Here is a 16,664-nt window from a genome sequence, read left to right as displayed (position 1 = left end):
TTATTAAAGTTAATCTTTCTTAAAAATATAGATTAGGCTTGAGTAATTTCCGTGATTACCTCCTGCATTGAGATTAGACTTTAATCCATCAATAAAAGCCTTGATATAATTTATACTTCCAGATTGATATTTTGTACTAAGCATTGAAACATAAAAGGAATCGAACTTCATCGGTAAAGTTTCTTTCAACGAGAATCCTTTTTGTTCAAATAACTGCTTTATACTTTTCTGTGAGAAATGATATAAATGTCTTGGTACATCATAAGCTGCCCAATGCTCTTGATAAATTTCTGCATCTTTGGATTCATGATTTGGGACAGCAATAATTAAATATCCTTTGTCGCTTAATCTTTCTTTTAACCAATCAACCGTTTCATTTAATAGGTGTACGTGTTCGAGTACGTGCCACATGGTTATTATATCAAAAGTTTCATTTTGGAATGAACTTAATATTTCTGTTTTTATGGTTGCTTTATTTATTTCTTCCGCAATTTGTCTTGCTCCGTTATCAGGTTCAATGCCATTTACTTTCCAACCGTCTTCTCTACATACATTCAAAAACATTCCAGTCCCGCATCCTACATCTAATAATTTACCTTTTTGAGGAATTAGCGAATTAATTAAATTTAGTTTACCCTTTAAAGTGTATTTTCTAACTGAATGATACAATTTAGAAATTAACCCTTTTGAAGTATTTGTATGTGAGATATAAGATTCAGCTTTGTAGTAGTCTCCTATTTTAGCTATTTCTGGTCTTGGATTTGTAAACTTGAAGCCACAACTTTTACATTCTTGTATCGAAAATTTTTCTTGACTTACCGTAAAATCTTGAACTTTTAAAAATTCTACAAACGTGTTATTTTGACAAACAGGGCAATTCTTTAATTCTTCCATTTTTGTAAATTATAAGCTTCTTTTAATTTTTAACAAAGATACAAAAAAAGACCTGCAAGGTTTTATTTCTTGCAGGTCTTCCAATTTACTTCAATTTTATCTTCCCATGTACAACATTAAAACTGAAACATCTGAAACCGACACACCACTGATTCTTGACGCCTGTCCTATCGTTTGTGGTCTTATCTTGGTTAATTTTTGACGACCTTCAATCGAGATTGTTTTTAATTGCATATAATCAAAATCTTCAGGAATATTGAGATGTTCTAACCTTTGAAGTTTATTTACCATCAATTGTTCCTTTTCAATATAGCTTTCATATTTCACATTAATTTCTGCTTGTTCTAAAACTTCTTCTTTATATTCTGCGAAAAGATTTTCCACATCATCTGTCAGAGTTCTCAAATCTTTGATTTCGATATTGGGTCTTCTTAACAGACTCCACAACGATACCTTTTCTCTTAATTCTGCCGTTCCCAAAGCTTGAAGTTTTTCATTTACTTCTTTTGGCGAAACTTTCACAACTTTCAACTTTTCTATCAGTTCAGCAGATTTTTCGATTTTAGTTCTAACATTATTTAATCTTTCTTCTGATGCCAGACCAATCTTATATCCTTTCTCCGTTAGTCTAATATCTGCGTTATCTTGTCTTAATAATGTTCTATACTCAGCTCTTGAGGTAAACATACGGTATGGTTCATCAGTACCTTTATTAATTAAGTCATCTATCAACACTCCTATGTATGCTTCCGAACGATTTAAAACAAACTCTTCTAATCCTTGTGCTTTTTGGTGAGCATTTATCCCAGCCATTAATCCTTGACACGCTGCTTCTTCATAACCTGTTGTTCCATTGATTTGTCCAGCGAAAAATAAGTTTTCAACCAATTTAGTTTCTAATGTAGATTTCAATTGCGTTGGCGGAAAGAAATCGTATTCTATTGCATAACCCGGTCTGAACATTCTTACATTTTCAAAACCTGGAATTTTCTTTAATGCTTCATATTGTACATCTTCTGGTAATGATGTTGAAAAACCGTTGATATACATTTCCACAGTATTCCATCCTTCTGGTTCAACGAATATTTGGTGACGGTCTTTATCAGCAAAACGATTTATTTTATCTTCTACTGATGGACAGTATCTCGGACCAAGTCCTTTTATTCTACCCGCAAACATCGGAGATTTATCAAATCCTGTTTTTAAAACATCATGTACTTCTTGATTTGTGTAAGTTATCCAACAGCTTCTTTGGCTTTTTAAATTCTCAGTTTCTAAATAAGAAAACTTACTTGGATTTTCATCTCCTTTCTGCTCTTCCATTTTTGAGTAATCTAAGCTTCTTCCATCAACTCTTGGAGGTGTTCCTGTTTTCATTCTACCTGCTTCAAAACCGATGCTTACTAATTGTTCAGTAATCCCTGTTGAACGTGCCTCCGAAGTTCTACCTCCCCCAAAGTTTTTTTCACCAATATGAATTAAGCCATTTAAAAATGTTCCGTTTGTCAATACTACGGATTTAGCTTTAAACTCAATATTCATCTGTGTCTTCACTCCTACTACTTTATTGTCTTCAATGAGTAGTCCTGATACCATTTCTTGCCAAAAATCCACATTTTGATTTTGCTCCAATGCCATTCTCCATTCTTCTGCAAATCTCATTCTATCCGATTGACATCTTGGAGACCACATCGCAGGTCCTTTTGAGCGATTTAACATTCTAAATTGAATCATGGTTTTATCTGAAATAATTCCAGACATTCCACCAAGTGCATCAACCTCTCTTACAATCTGTCCTTTTGCCACTCCACCCATTGCAGGATTACAAGACATTTGTGCGATGGTATTCATATTCATTGTAACCAACAATACTTTTGAACCCATTTGTGCTGCTGAATGTGCTGCTTCACAACCAGCGTGTCCTGCTCCTACTACTATTACATCATATTCTTTGTACATATTTTTAGTGATATTTTATGCTATTGTAAAATTTTAGAAATTCTAAATCATAATTGTATTTTGCATGAATCTCCTCATTGTTCGTTTTTTCTTTTAATGCTTTTAATATTGGATTACTCGGTAACACATTTAATCTCTTTTCAAGTTCTATTTTTGCAAAGTATAAAGAGTGTGCTTTAATTTCATTATCTTTTCTAAATAATGGCATTAAATTTAAGTAGTGCCAACAAAGTTTTAAGTCGTCTTCGTTTGCCATATCAAATTCTCCAACAGGAATAATATGGTCTATTTCCCAAACGGAACAATAATTATCCCATGTCATTCCTTCTAAAAACTGATGTTCTATATATTCTCTGAAATCAGTTCTACTTAAAACAATGTATCTTAATATCTCATTATCATAGTTATCAAGTCTCATTTTCTTTCCTCTCACAAATCTTCTTAAATTCAGGGATAGACGTTTTTTTATATTGTAATTCGAGTTATTTCTTCTATTTATTTGCGATGTCATTTCTTATCAATCGTTTCACGTGAAACTAATTTTCTATTTTGTCGAATGTGTCGTTTCACGTGAAACGTTTGTGTGAAATTTGATTATAATAAAACAATATACTCACTCTCTAAACGTCTCATTTCAGCCTTGTCTTCTGGAGAATGGTCATCGTATCCGCATAAATGAAGAAGACCATGAACGATAACTCGCTTTAACTCATCTTCAAAAACAGTATTGAGCGTTTGAGAGTTCTCTTTTACTCTATCAATACTAATGAAAATATCACCCTCGATGGTAGTCTCATCTTCAGAGTTGTCGAAAGTTATAATATCAGTGTAAGTGTCGTGGTCGAGATACTCTACATTAATCTTATGGAGATACTCGTCAGAGCAAAAGATATAGTTTAGGTTTTTGACCTTAAAGCCCTCTTTTTCAGCTACTTTTTTCAGCCAAGCTTTGAATAGATTCTTGCCTTGAAATTTAAAAGTAATATCTTCGTTAAAAAAAATAATCATTTGGTATTGTTATTGGTAAATAATCTAAAACAATACAAAGATACGACACAAAAGATTACTAAGTGAAAATCAAGAGTTTAGTAGATTAAAAATAACCAAAAGAGAAATGAAAATTATAAGACCGCCCAAGTATTTATTCTATTTAGGGGTATCATTTTTAATATTAGAATGTTTACCTATAATTGCTCAGCAACGAGATGGTTTGAGGCAAAAGGGAGATAGATATGAAAATACGGGTATTCCCAACAATTGTGATGACAAAATTTATGGTCTTACTTACAGCGGAAATATAATTGAAGTAGAAAGTATTGAAAAAAGCGAAAGGAAAATAAAACAGTTAATAAATGTTTTTCCTTTTAAAAGCAATGCTTTAGCAAAAGGTGTCAATAATAAAATTTATGCCGTGAAGGCGGATGAACAAGGAAAAACCCCATTGTATGAGTATAATCCTAAATCTAATCAAGGGAATATAACTAAATGGAGTTTACCTTCGCATAGTGATGGAGGTTGGATTTCGGGTGCTGTGGATTCGAAAGGAAAATTATATTTTATTACAACAACTATGGAAAACTTAGTTAGAATAGATATTAGAAAAGGCGAACCAGACATAATGTGGTCAGATAATATAAGTGTGAATGGATGGAGAAAAGAAAACTGTTCGGCGGGATGCAACTTTTTTATTAATCAAAAAGATGAATTAGTCGTAAAAGAAAACAAAGGAAATCATTTGTGGTATATTCCATTAGGAGAAAGATTTACGGTATCTAAAACTGAAACGATAAATTCACTTACTGAAATTAACCCTTCAAATGATATTTTAGAATACACAAATACAAATGGAGCGTTAATGACTTTGATATTAAGAAGAGACGGTATCTCCTACTATTCAAGTAAAAAAGAAGATACTTTTAGCGTAATGAAAATTGATACGGTCAAATTGGGTATATTGACAGATTTGGCAGGTTGTAATAATTTTATCAAAAAAGAAGAAAAGGTAGTGGAAGATGATAAAGATGAATTGATTACGGCGAGTACAAATATTAATGAGAGTATTAGACTTAAAAATATTCTCTTTCAATTGGGAGAATCAGAATTAATGCCTGAGTCATTTGATGAATTGAATAAGTTAGTAAGACAGTTAAGGAAATATCCACAAGTAGAAATTCTATTGGAAGGGCATACAGACATTACAGGTGATGCTGTTGAGAATATAAAGCTTTCTTTGGAACGAGTTAATTCATGCAAGAAATACCTCGTAAATAAGGGCATAGACGGACGAAGAATACAAACGAAGGGATTGGGAAGCTCAAAGCCGTTGAAACGCTCAGGAAGCGAAAAAGAACGTGAAATAAATCGACGTGTTGAGTTTAAAATTATAAAAGGAATTGGATAGTAAGGATATCAAATAAAAAGCCTCAGAATCAAATTCTGAGGCTTTTTATTTGTCTAATTAATCTGTTTGAAGTAGTTATCAACTTGACGTTTGTAATAAGGGTTTAAATTTGGCGGAACGGTTCTTAAAAGTTCCGTCTGCTTTTGTTTATCCTTTACATATTGTTGGAATTGTGGTGGGGCTTTTCTTTCAAAATTCTGACGAGCAGTTTCTGCTTTACGTTTTTGGTCTTCTTCTTGTTCTTTCATTGCCTTTTCCGATTCTAAAAGTCGAGTTAAAAGCTCTTGTTGACGTTTAATAAGATTTTGGTCGAGACGTTTATTGACTAAATCTGTTTCGGTTTCTTCCATTTTCTTCATCATATCTTTTATTTCATCGCCGAGTTTTCTTCCTTTTTCAGTTCCTTTGCTACTATCTAAGAATTGTTGAAGCATTTTTCTGAGTTGAGATTGTTCACGAGCCATCTTTGCCAACTGCTCAGAAACGCCCCCCTGCCCTTTTGAGCCCTTTTGCATAGATTGTTGCATTTGTTGATTCAACTCTTTTTGCGTTTCTCCCATGCTTTTTTGTTTCCCTTTGCTTTTTCCTTTTCCACTTCCAGAACCTTGCATCATCATTTGCTGGTTTTGTTGCATTTGTTTCAAAACATCTGATAATAAAAGAGCTAAATTATTCATTGAAGTCATGGCAAATTGTTGTTTGGCAGTAGTCATTGATAATTTACGTTCTTTTATTAATCTTACGGCATCACCCATGTAGCCTTTCATATTATTCATTTCACGGGTTACAAATGTTTCAATCTGAAGAACACGTTTAGAAAGTGTGTAAAGACTATCTTCAATTACTTTGGCATCATCTTGAAGTTTTAGCTGGTCTTGAGACAATTTAACAAATCGAGGGTCTGATGGATTAATACCTCTGAAATCCTTCATAAGTTTCTCTTGGTCAAACGATAACGTTACTAAATTGTCAAGAATATCTCTCAAATCATCCATATTCTCCTCATTTTGCTTCATTTCTTGCTGTTGTTTGGCTTGAGCTAACTTTTGGGCAAGATTTCGCATTTTTTTGGCAGCACGTTTCTGTTTTTCAGCAGCACTTTTATTGTCGCCTTTATCCATTTGCTTTTCTGAATCCTTTTGGTCATCAGAAATATCCTCTTGCTGTTCTTTATCCATATCCATCTTGTCCGAATTCTTCATTTCCTCATTCATTTTTTCAGCTTCCTTCAAATCTTTCTTGATGTCCTCAAATTCTTTACTTAGCTTTTCTTGTTCTTTTTTGGCAGCATCAGTTTCTTTTTGTTTTTCTGGTGAATTATCAGCTTTCTTTTCGAGTTCTTCGTTCTTTTCGGCTAATTTTTCCTCTTTTTCTGCCTGATTTTCAAGGTCTTTCACAGCTTTGTCCATTTTTTGGTCAAGTTGTAATTTCTTGAAAAGGTCTTTCATTCGCTCTAATTCTTTCTCTGCATTCCGTTCTTTATTTTTCAAACGTTCCATTTGCTCCAACATCTTATTGTCTTCTGGATTTTGTTCGAGCATCTTTTTCAATTCTTCGTACATTTTCTGAGTTTCTGGGTCCATCAACTCATTCATCATTTTTTGCAAAGCTTCCATTTTCTGTTGATTTTCAGGCTTTTGCTCATTAAAGCGTTGCTGTTTTTCGTTCAGATTTTGGTTTTGTTCTTGCAAGTTTTTGATTTCATTCATTAACTCTTCTTTCTTCTTGATAAGTTCTTCCGCTAATTTTTTATCTTGAAAATCAAGTTCTTTCTTATTTTTCAAACGATTTTCTAAAGCAGCGATTTCCTTTCTAAGCTTTTGAGCTTTATCAAGTGTTTTTTCTAATTGAGCTTCAGTCTTATCAATTGAGTTATCAATTTCTTTATCAATCGACCTTTTGTCTGGCACTGCATAATTCATTACTTGCGAACGAGTTGATTTTGCACCATTTACGCCGTCATTATCCCAAACTTGGATAAAATACTCAAGTTTATCGGCAGGACTCAATTTTAAACTATCCAAATTCCATTGTTTATAAAAACTCTGAATCGTTTGATTTGCGTTAATTGGTAAATTAAGGCTGGCATAATTTTGAGTTGAAGGTTTTCCATCACGAAGCACTTTGTAGAAAATAGCTAATTTACTAATGCCATAATCATCAGCAATATTTCCACCCAAAACCATAAAGTTGTAAAGAGTAGAATCTTTATATTGTTCCAAACTCAATTGTGGATATTTATCTGGGACAACATTTAAGAAGAAACTTACGCCTTCAGCATTTGAAGCATATTGATTTTTCAAATACACTTTATATGTTCCCGAAACTTTAACACGTTTCGATAAATCAAAACCGCCGCCTAAAAGCTTTTTCTCAGCATAATAACGTTTTCCGTCACCTTCAAAAACCATCAAAATAGAATCTGTATCAGTAACATTGAAATCCCACTCGATGTGAGTACCTTCTGGAACAGTCAAATTACCAACGTTTTTCATAGATTCGTTGGGTTTGTTTAAATAAGAAGGATAGGTTAAGTTAACATCAAAGAATGCTAAACTTGGACGATTAACAATTTCAACATCGTATTCGCCTGATTTAAAGCCTGCTGCCTCAAACTTGAAGTCAAAACTTTGTTGAACTTTTGAAAAAGTATAAGTATAATGACGTTTATCGGAAGACTCCATTTTGAGTTTTCTATCGTTATGAATTAGATAAACAGATTCTGGAATTGTATTACCTTGAAGTGAAAGATTGACCGTAAAGTCTTCATTCTTAAAGGCTTGCATTTTTTTGTTTTCTAAAACAAACGAAAAAGGAGCTTCTTCTTGATACTCATTTTTGAAATTTACAATGCGTTCTGTACTTTTTGAGAAGAATGCTGGATATAACATCAAAATCAAAGCAATTGCTCCCGCAGGAAGAGCTGCAAATTTGAGATACTTACGGTTTTCATTGATTTTGATAGCATCGGCAAATTTCAAATATCCCAATTGTTCCGACTTCTGTTTGATGGAAGCCAAAAGCAATTCATTTTGATTTTTGTCGAGCGTCTTAGTAAGCTGGAGCGTATTCACCAATTTGTCTCCCACTTCAGGAAAAAACTTGCCAATTTGGTCAGCAGCCAATTCATTTGATAAAGGTTTTTGTTCACCATACAAAAACATTAATGGTTTAACAACCCAAAAAATGATGGAAGTCAGGAACGCACCTAAGAACGAAAAGAAGAGAATCGTTCGGAAAGTAGTGCCAAAATGCCCAAAGTATTCGAGGGTATTAAAAACCAAAAAAGCGGACAGGATAACCGCCGCTGAAAAAATAGAACCTTTAATGAGCCTATTGAGATAATACTTCCGTTTGTATTCCTCAATACGCATCAAGAGCGTAGCAATGGGTGAGTTTGTCATAGTTATCTAAAATTTAAACTTCCAATTTAGACAGGATTAAATTGAAAAAATGTCTTCCATTATTATTTCTAAATCAGGGAAAATGTTGACTTTAATAGTTGGTGTTTCTGCATTTGGTTCAAAACTTCCAATCAAATCGTATATACCGTTATCATTCAAAAGGTGTACCATAATGAATCTTTCTTTCGGAAAAACTATCCAATATTCTCGAACTCCTGAACTTTCGTATAAATCTAACTTTTCATTGAGGTCTTTTTTAGCGGTAGAAGGTGAAATAATCTCGACAACCATATCTGGAGCTCCAATACAACCTCTATCATCTAACTTTTTGGGGTCGCAAATAACGCAAATATCTGGTTGAACAACGGTATAAATGGCATCTTCTCCTTCTTCGCCATTCATCGGTAGTCTTACATCAAAAGGAGCAGAATATACTTTGCATGATTTTCTTCTGAGGTAATGGTCAATATCTGAGGTAATTCTGACAGATATTTGCTGATGATAACGTAGCGGAGCAGGAGACATTTTATAGATTTTCCCCTTAATTATTTCCACAAAATCTTGAAACTTCCACGTTAAATAATCAGCGTAAGAATATTTCTTGTTTAAGTCTAATTGATTAATATTTGTTATCATATTATTAGTTGATTTCCAATAAAACAGGACAATGGTCAGAGTGTTTGGCTTCTGAAAGTATTGCCGAACGAACCAAACGTTCACGCATAGGTTCTGTTGCACAATGATAGTCGATACGCCAACCTAAGTTTTTTGTTCTCGCTCCTGCTCGATAACTCCACCATGTATAATGATGAGGTTCTTGATTGAAGTGACGAAAAGTATCAATAAATCCGTTTTCCAAAAAACTACCAACCCAAGCTCTTTCTTCTGGAAGGAAACCCGAACTATTAGCATTTGATTTTGGATTGTGAATATCAATCGGGTGGTGACAAATATTATAATCGCCCGAAATAATAAGATTCGGAACAGTCTTCTTTAGTTCATGAATATACTCATAAAAATCAGTAAGCCATTGCATCTTGAAACCCTGACGTTCATCCCCGCTCGACCCCGAAGGCATATATACTGACATTAACGAAAAATCTTCAAAATCTGTACGTAACACTCTACCCTCTCGGTCGTAAATTTCAATACCACAACCATGAACTATATTTTTAGGTGTGATTTTTGTAAGAATTGCTACGCCCGAATATCCTTTCTTTTCAGCATGATGCCAATAGACTTGGTAGCCCATTTCTTCAAAAATTGCCTTATCAATTTGATGTTCCTCCGCCTTTACTTCTTGAAGACAAATCATATCAGCATTGGTAGCTTTCAACCAATCTGCAAAACCTTTGGTCAATGCCGAACGAATCCCGTTGACATTATAAGTTAAAATTTTCATGAATGAGAACAGGATTTACCTGTTAGATTATTTGACAGTTTAGAAAACTGTTCTACCAATTAAACAAACACTTCTTTTTCAAAATACTCAATAACATGAGTCTTAATTAGTTTCTCTTGTTCGATAACATTAACAAATGGTAATTGTTGAACCAATTTCCAATGTGGCCAACCATCTTGGTCAACTCCTTCGAGTTCATAAATACCCGAATAACTTAATGCTTTACAAATAGCAATGTGCATCAAGTCTTGTTTTTGTTCTTTGGTGAAAAATTGATGCCCTTTTCCCAATTCTTGCACACCCATAAGAAACAAAACTGCATTCAAATCAGCAGGGCGTTTTCCGAGAGCTTGTTCTAATTTATCTAATAATAATTCCCATTCTTGGGCTAAATTTTCCATGTAAGTTTTAATTATAAATGACAGATTGAAAGAATCATGAAAATGAATTTTATTCCAAAATCACTCAATCTGTCATTCGCTCAATTACTCATTTATTAACTCTTCCCAATACTCGGTAGCACGACGTAAATGTGGGATTACAATTGTTCCACCAATCAAAGTTGCTACTGAAAAAATCTCTTGAATTTCTTCTGATTTTACACCTAATTCATGACATTTTCCTAAATGATATTTTACACAGTCATCGCATCGCAAAACCATCGAACAAGCCAAACCCATCATCTCTTTTGTCTTCTCAGATAACGCTCCTTCTGCGTATGTATTGGTGTCAAGATTGAAAATTCTTTTGATAACTTTATTATCCGAAGCCATGATTTTTTCATTCATTTTGCCACGATAATCATTAAATTCAGTAACTAAACTCATAGATTTATTTGTTGATTTTGTGTGAATACAAGTTGATAATTTTTAGTATTTTTACAGATAAACATTCAAAATAATTTACCAGTTTTACAAAGTTAATCATTATCGCCGAAACAAAATTTTTCGAGGAGTTTTGTCAAAATGATTTCAGAAAAATAAACCATATAAACAGATGCTACACGCTTTTATTGACCTCATCTTTCCACGTATTTGTGTGGGTTGTGAACTACCTTTAGAACTTAACGAAAATCAAATTTGTACAGATTGTCGCTTTGAATTACCCAAGACAAACTCGCATATTTTACCAGACCAACAACTGATTAATAAGTTTGCAGGAAGAGTTAATTTAAAATATTCATTGTCGTATTTGAAATTCATTAAAGGTGGAAAAGTACAAAATATGATGCACGCCTTGAAATATAAAGGCAATCAAGAAATTGGAGAGATGTTAGGGCGATGGTATGGAGCAGATTTGAAAGAAAATGGCTTTTCTGGTGAATTTGACCTTGTTTTGCCTGTTCCATTACACAAGAACCGATTGCTCATTCGAGGATATAACCAATCGGATTCATTTGCAAAAGGCTTAGCAGAGAGTCTTGGGATAGAATGGAGAAGTGATATTTTGAAAAGAGGCGTAGAAACAGAAACTCAAATCAAAAAGTCAAGAATAGAGCGTTTCCAAAATATGCAAGATGTATTTTTTGTGGAGAAATTAGAAGGTCTTAATATAAGAAAAATAGTTGTGGTTGATGATACACTTACCACAGGAGCAACACTTGAATCTTGTGTGATGGCACTGAATGAAGTTGGTGTAAAAGATATTTCAATCATGGCAATTGCCACTGCCTTATAAACAAAAAAAGAGCCGTAAGATTTTAATTTCTTACGGCTCTTTTTAAAAGAAGAATACTATTTATTAGTACCAGCTCTAATCATTGCACAACGGAAACCGATAGTTGATGTTGCTGAATCTTGGTCGATAAAACGACGAGTTCCTGGAGCTAACCAATAAGCTACGTCTGCCCATGAACCACCTTTATAAACTCTTGAATGATTATCTACTAAAGAGTTGTCATTTTTCTTATCATAATTCTTAGCGTTATCCAAATAATCGCTTCTACGAATTGGGTTCAAGTCGTTGAAATCTTCGTAAGATAACGGACGATATAAGTCATAAACCCATTCGTTTACGTTACCCGCCATTTGGTATAAACCGAAGTCGTTGGCAGGATAAGAATAGATTTCATTTGTGATAATTGCACCGTCATTTGACTTCCCTGCAATACCCGCATAGTCACCACGTCCACGCTTAAAGTTAGCTAACATAGTTCCTTTTTTCTTACCACGAGCCGAACGCATATTTGGACCATCCCAAGGATAAATTCTTTGATTGGTTTGGTTTTCATCTTCATACTGAGTTCCAATCATCGCTTTAGCTGCATATTCCCATTCAGCTTCTGTTGGAAGACGGTAAGCAGGAAGAACTTTTCCTGATTCAATCTGTAAACGTTGTCCAGAAGTAAACGCAGGAGCCGCTTTAGACTCGGCTTTTCCTTTTGTTTTGGTAGTTTTTCCACCTTTTTTGCTTCCTTTTTGGCTTTTCATGGCAATGTCATTGTTTACTGCCGCAGTACGCCAGTTACAATAATCAGAAGCTTGAGTCCAAGATACACCCACTACTGGATACATACGGAAACCTGGGTAACGTAAATATTGCTCAACGTAAGAATCGTTAAAAGCTAATTCATTTTTCCAAACTAAAGTATCAGGAAGAGCTGATTCATAGAATTCTTGAGAAGAATCTTTTTGAATAGCATTCAAATATTCAAGATAGTGAACGTTACCGATTTCGGTTTCATCCATATAAAAAGACTGTACGGAAACTGTTCTTTCTAAGTTATCTCTTGTATTAACCACATCTTCTTCCAAAGCACCCATTGTAAAGCGACCGCCTTCAACGAATACTAAGTTTGGACCTGTTGGTTGACCTTTGAAAGACTTATCAATTTGAAAACCTCCTTTTTTATTGTAAGCAATACCAGTAGCTGTACTGTTTTTGCTCATTTTTACGCTACTCGGCTTTTTAGATTTACATGAACTTACTAAGGCAAGTCCTGCTAAAATTACAGCCACTGATTTGAGGGACAACTTCATCTGTTGATTAATTTGATTGTCTGATATAAACTAAATGATTTTAAATTCTGCTTCAAAACGATTTAAAAATCGTGAAAAAGGACTACAAAGTTAAGATAATCAGCGTAATATCTGGCGGGAATGGCTGAGAAGTTTGGCTTAAATGCCATTTCTACTTAGATTCTCTACCGATAATTTCTCTCAAGATACCTTTTAATTCTTCAATTGACGTAATTTTTTCAAAAATAAGTATCAATTTCCCTTTTGCTTCCTTGAGTGAACTTTTGCGAGAATTCACCTTTACGTAATCAAGAATCTTGCCAAAAGTCGCTGATTTATAATACTTTTCGTTCTCTGATGAAACGAAGTAGCATTTCAGATTATTGTTTTTAAGCAATATTTTTTCCATTCCAAGCATTTCTGCTATCCATCGTACACGCACAATTTCGATAATATCTATCATTTCTGGAGGCAAAGGACCAAATCTGTCTTTAACCATTCTTTCAAATTTAACCAATTCTTCTTCGTTTTTCATATCGTCTAACTGTGTGTAGAGCGATAACCTTTCTGAAATACTACTTACATATTTTTCGGGAATGAGAACAGTTAAATCGGTTTCAATTTGGCAATCTACTTTTATCGTTTCAACCACTTCTGAAAGTTGTTTTTCAAACAATTCTCTGAATTCATTTTCTTTCAATTCTTGAACGGCTTCATCTAAAATCTTATGGTATAATTCATAACCCAAATCGGTAATGAAACCACTTTGTTCAGCTCCCAACAGATTTCCTGCACCACGAATATCCAAATCTCGCATGGCAACTTTAAAGCCATCACCCAAATCCGAAAACTCTTCTAAAGCACTCAAACGCTTGCGTGCATCACTTGTGAGCAACGAAAGTGCAGGAGTTAACAAATAGCAAAAAGCTTTTTTATTGGAACGCCCTACTCTACCACGCATTTGGTGTAAATCAGAAAGTCCAAAGTGATTGGCATGATTGATGAAAATGGTATTGGCATTTGGAATATCAAGTCCTGCTTCGATGATATTGGTGGAAACCAAAACGTCATAATGTCCTTCAATGAAATTCATCATTGCTTTTTCGAGTCTATCACCATCCATTTGTCCGTGAGCAATACCAACTTTAGCATCAGGAACCATGCGGAGGATGATATTCGCAATAGATTCTAATTCATTGACCCGATTATGAACAAAATAAACTTGACCTCCACGCTTTAATTCATAGCTTACCGCATCACGAATGAGCGTATCACTAAAAACTTGTAGTTCGGTTGTAACTGGCTGACGGTTTGGCGGAGGCGTAGCAATGATTGACAAATCTCTCGCTCCCATCAACGAAAAGTGTAACGTTCTTGGAATTGGCGTAGCCGTCAAAGTCAAAGCATCAATATTTACCCGCATTTCTTTCAAACGGTCTTTTACTTTTACGCCAAATTTTTGCTCTTCGTCAATAATCATCAAGCCCAAATTCTTAAATTGAACGTCTTTATTGACAATTCTGTGCGTTCCGATGAGAATATCAGTTTCACCTGCGGCAACTCTTTTAAGCGTTTCTTTAATCTGCTTGTCTGATTTGAAACGGTTAATATATTCAACCCGACAAGGGAAATTCTCTAAACGGTCACGGAAAGTACGGTAATGTTGCATCGCCAAAACCGTTGTAGGAACTAAAATTGCCACTTGTTTAGAATCCGCAACGGCTTTGAAGGCCGCTCTGATGGCAACTTCAGTTTTACCAAAACCCACATCACCACAAACCAATCTGTCCATTGGGTGCGGTTTTTCCATGTCAGCTTTTACGTCTGCCGTTGATTTTGCTTGGTCGGGCGTGTCTTCGTACAAGAAAGAAGATTCTAATTCTACTTGCATAAAACTATCTTTCGAGAAAGCAAAACCCGGAGCCATTCTACGTTTGGCGTAAAGAGAAATCAATTCTTTGGCAATGTCTTTAACCTGCTTTTTGACTTTAGATTTCTTATTATCCCATTCTTGCGAACCCAATTTAGACATTGTTGGAGGTCCTCCTTCCTTGCCCGAATACTTAGCAATTTTATGTAAAGAATGAATCGAAACCATTAACACGTCATTGTCTCGATAAACCAAACGAATGGCTTCTTGTTCAGATTCTCCCACCAATACACGGTCAAGTCCTGCAAAACGACCAATTCCGTAATCGACATGAGTAACGAAATCGCCAATTTGTAAACTTCGTAATTCCTTCAAAGTCAAGGCTTTCGATTTTGAATATTTGCTTTTTTCTCTGAAACGATGAAAACGGTCGAAAATCTGATGGTCGGTATAACAAACCAATTTCATGTGTTCATCTACAAAACCTTCACGCAAAGAAATATTCAAGGCTTGAAAACGAACATTTCTATCAATTTCGTCAAAAATTGTCGCAAGTCGTTCTAACTGTTTAGGAGAATCAGCGGTGATGACATTGGTGTAATGAAGCCCTTGATTTTCACGAAGATTATCTGCTAAACGTTTGAAATCCTTATTGAAAGTGGGTTGAAGTTTAGCCTGCAAAAGGATTTTTTCAGATTTGAAATGAAAACGCCTGCCAAATTCTACAATCCCAAACTCTTTAATCAATTTCAAGAAACCTTTGCGAGTCTCGAATAGTTGCGTAGGGTCAGAAATTACTTGAATTCCGCCACTTTTAGCGATTATCTCTTGGAAGTTGCCCTCTACCTTCTCAAAACATTTTTCGATGATTTCTAAGGTCAATTCAACGTCCTTAAACCAAAGTCGAGCATCTTTTGGAAGAAAGCTCAAAAACGGCTCACGAGTTTCTTGAATCAGTCGATTTTGAACATCGGGAATGATGTTAATTCTTGAAACAGATTCTACCGAAAGTTGAGATTCTGGGTCGAAAGTTCTGATACTTTCAACTTCATCTCCAAACAAATCAATGCGATAAGGCAAATCGTTGGCGTAACTAAACACGTCCACAATTCCACCCCGAATTGAATACTGACCAGCCTCGTAAACAAAGTCGGTTTTTTCAAAATCGTAACTCGCCAAGACTTCCCCCAAGAAATTAGTATCTAACTTTTCATTGACATTTATCGTAAAAGTATTCTTCGATAAAGACCTACGATTAATCACTTTTTCAGAAAGAGCTTCGGGGTAAGTAACCAATAACAAACCCGAAGGAGCATTGTTGAGTTTGTTCAAAACCTCCGCCCGCATGAGGACGTTGGCGTTATCGACCTCCTCATACTGATACGCCCTTTTGTAAGACATCGGGAAAGAAAGAACGAACTCCTCTCCTACCAAATTCTGTAAATCATTGATGAAATAAGCCGCTTCTTCACGGTCAGAAAGGACAAAAATGTGGGTTTGTTGAGGATTGATAAGATGAACTGCCGAAGCAATAACAGCGTCTAAACTGCCCAGAATGCCTTTTATTTGTACATTCGGGTATTCATTCGGCGATTTTATCTGTTCTGCAATCGTTTTTATGAAACCGTCTTCACGGTAGAGAGTCAAGAAATCTTTAACGAGCATTTGTAAAAGGTTTTAGGGATTGGCTGTTAGGTTATAGTAATGCAAATTCCCAAACTTAACAAACAACAATAGCCACGAATCGCTTGATTCCTAAAAATCAAAAGCCATTCGT

General features: G+C 34.8%; 13 protein-coding genes. 2 read left to right on the top strand and 11 right to left on the bottom strand.

Going from position 1 to position 16,664, the window contains the following annotated elements:
- Positions 1-9 precede the first annotated feature (9 nt).
- The 4 genes from LV89_RS21310 to ybeY form a co-directional block, all read right to left on the bottom strand.
- On the bottom strand, positions 10-894 hold the full coding sequence (locus LV89_RS21310) for a class I SAM-dependent methyltransferase (RefSeq protein ID WP_109744954.1): 885 nt from the start codon (positions 892-894) through the stop codon (positions 10-12).
- Positions 895-990: 96 nt separating this feature from the next.
- Positions 991-2,853 carry a tRNA uridine-5-carboxymethylaminomethyl(34) synthesis enzyme MnmG gene (gene mnmG, locus LV89_RS21305; protein WP_109744953.1) on the bottom strand — a complete coding sequence of 621 codons (1,863 nt, stop codon included), beginning with the start codon at positions 2,851-2,853 and terminating at the stop codon, positions 991-993.
- 4 nt (positions 2,854-2,857) lie between these two features.
- The gene (locus tag LV89_RS21300) at positions 2,858-3,271 is read right to left on the bottom strand and encodes a hypothetical protein (protein ID WP_109744952.1); all 414 of its coding nucleotides are present in this window, start codon (positions 3,269-3,271) and stop codon (positions 2,858-2,860) included.
- Between the two features lie 176 nt (positions 3,272-3,447).
- Entirely contained in the window at positions 3,448-3,861 is a 414-nt protein-coding gene (gene ybeY / locus LV89_RS21295; protein ID WP_109744951.1) for an rRNA maturation RNase YbeY, read from the bottom strand.
- Positions 3,862-3,967: 106 nt separating this feature from the next.
- Here ybeY and LV89_RS21290 point away from each other — a divergent pair, with 106 nt between their 5' ends.
- Positions 3,968-5,254 carry an OmpA family protein gene (locus tag LV89_RS21290; RefSeq protein WP_109744950.1) on the top strand — a complete coding sequence of 429 codons (1,287 nt, stop codon included), beginning with the start codon at positions 3,968-3,970 and terminating at the stop codon, positions 5,252-5,254.
- A gap of 53 nt (positions 5,255-5,307) precedes the next feature.
- Here LV89_RS21290 and LV89_RS21285 read toward each other — a convergent pair whose 3' ends face one another.
- The 5 genes from LV89_RS21285 to LV89_RS21265 form a co-directional block, all read right to left on the bottom strand.
- Positions 5,308-8,658, bottom strand: coding sequence for a DUF4175 family protein (locus LV89_RS21285; RefSeq protein ID WP_229201570.1), 3,351 nt, complete (start codon positions 8,656-8,658; stop codon positions 5,308-5,310).
- Positions 8,659-8,694: 36 nt separating this feature from the next.
- Positions 8,695-9,294 carry a Uma2 family endonuclease gene (locus LV89_RS21280; protein ID WP_109744949.1) on the bottom strand — a complete coding sequence of 200 codons (600 nt, stop codon included), beginning with the start codon at positions 9,292-9,294 and terminating at the stop codon, positions 8,695-8,697.
- A gap of 4 nt (positions 9,295-9,298) precedes the next feature.
- Positions 9,299-10,060 carry an exodeoxyribonuclease III gene (locus tag LV89_RS21275; RefSeq protein ID WP_109744948.1) on the bottom strand — a complete coding sequence of 254 codons (762 nt, stop codon included), beginning with the start codon at positions 10,058-10,060 and terminating at the stop codon, positions 9,299-9,301.
- 59 nt (positions 10,061-10,119) lie between these two features.
- The gene (locus LV89_RS21270) at positions 10,120-10,461 is read right to left on the bottom strand and encodes a hypothetical protein (protein WP_229201569.1); all 342 of its coding nucleotides are present in this window, start codon (positions 10,459-10,461) and stop codon (positions 10,120-10,122) included.
- An 84-nt stretch (positions 10,462-10,545) separates the two neighbouring features.
- Complete coding sequence (locus LV89_RS21265) at positions 10,546-10,887, bottom strand: carboxymuconolactone decarboxylase family protein (protein WP_109744946.1); 342 nt, start codon at positions 10,885-10,887, stop codon at positions 10,546-10,548.
- Positions 10,888-11,056: 169 nt separating this feature from the next.
- Between LV89_RS21265 and LV89_RS21260 the strand changes: the two genes are divergently transcribed.
- The gene (locus tag LV89_RS21260) at positions 11,057-11,737 is read left to right on the top strand and encodes a ComF family protein (protein ID WP_109744945.1); all 681 of its coding nucleotides are present in this window, start codon (positions 11,057-11,059) and stop codon (positions 11,735-11,737) included.
- Between the two features lie 56 nt (positions 11,738-11,793).
- Here the strand turns inward: LV89_RS21260 and gldJ are convergent, their stop codons facing one another.
- Entirely contained in the window at positions 11,794-13,038 is a 1,245-nt protein-coding gene (gene gldJ / locus LV89_RS21255; RefSeq protein WP_109744944.1) for a gliding motility lipoprotein GldJ, read from the bottom strand.
- Positions 13,039-13,189: 151 nt separating this feature from the next.
- Positions 13,190-16,552 (bottom strand): transcription-repair coupling factor, encoded by a 3,363-nt coding sequence (mfd, locus tag LV89_RS21250; RefSeq protein WP_109744943.1) that lies wholly within the window; start codon positions 16,550-16,552, stop codon positions 13,190-13,192.
- Between the last annotated feature and the right edge of the window lie 112 nt (positions 16,553-16,664).

Origin of the sequence: Arcicella aurantiaca (genome assembly GCF_003148625.1) — a bacterium.
GTDB classification, from domain to species: domain Bacteria; phylum Bacteroidota; class Bacteroidia; order Cytophagales; family Spirosomataceae; genus Arcicella; species Arcicella aurantiaca.
Note: the sequence above shows the minus strand (reverse complement) of the source record. Positions and strands in the feature narration are given on the sequence as shown.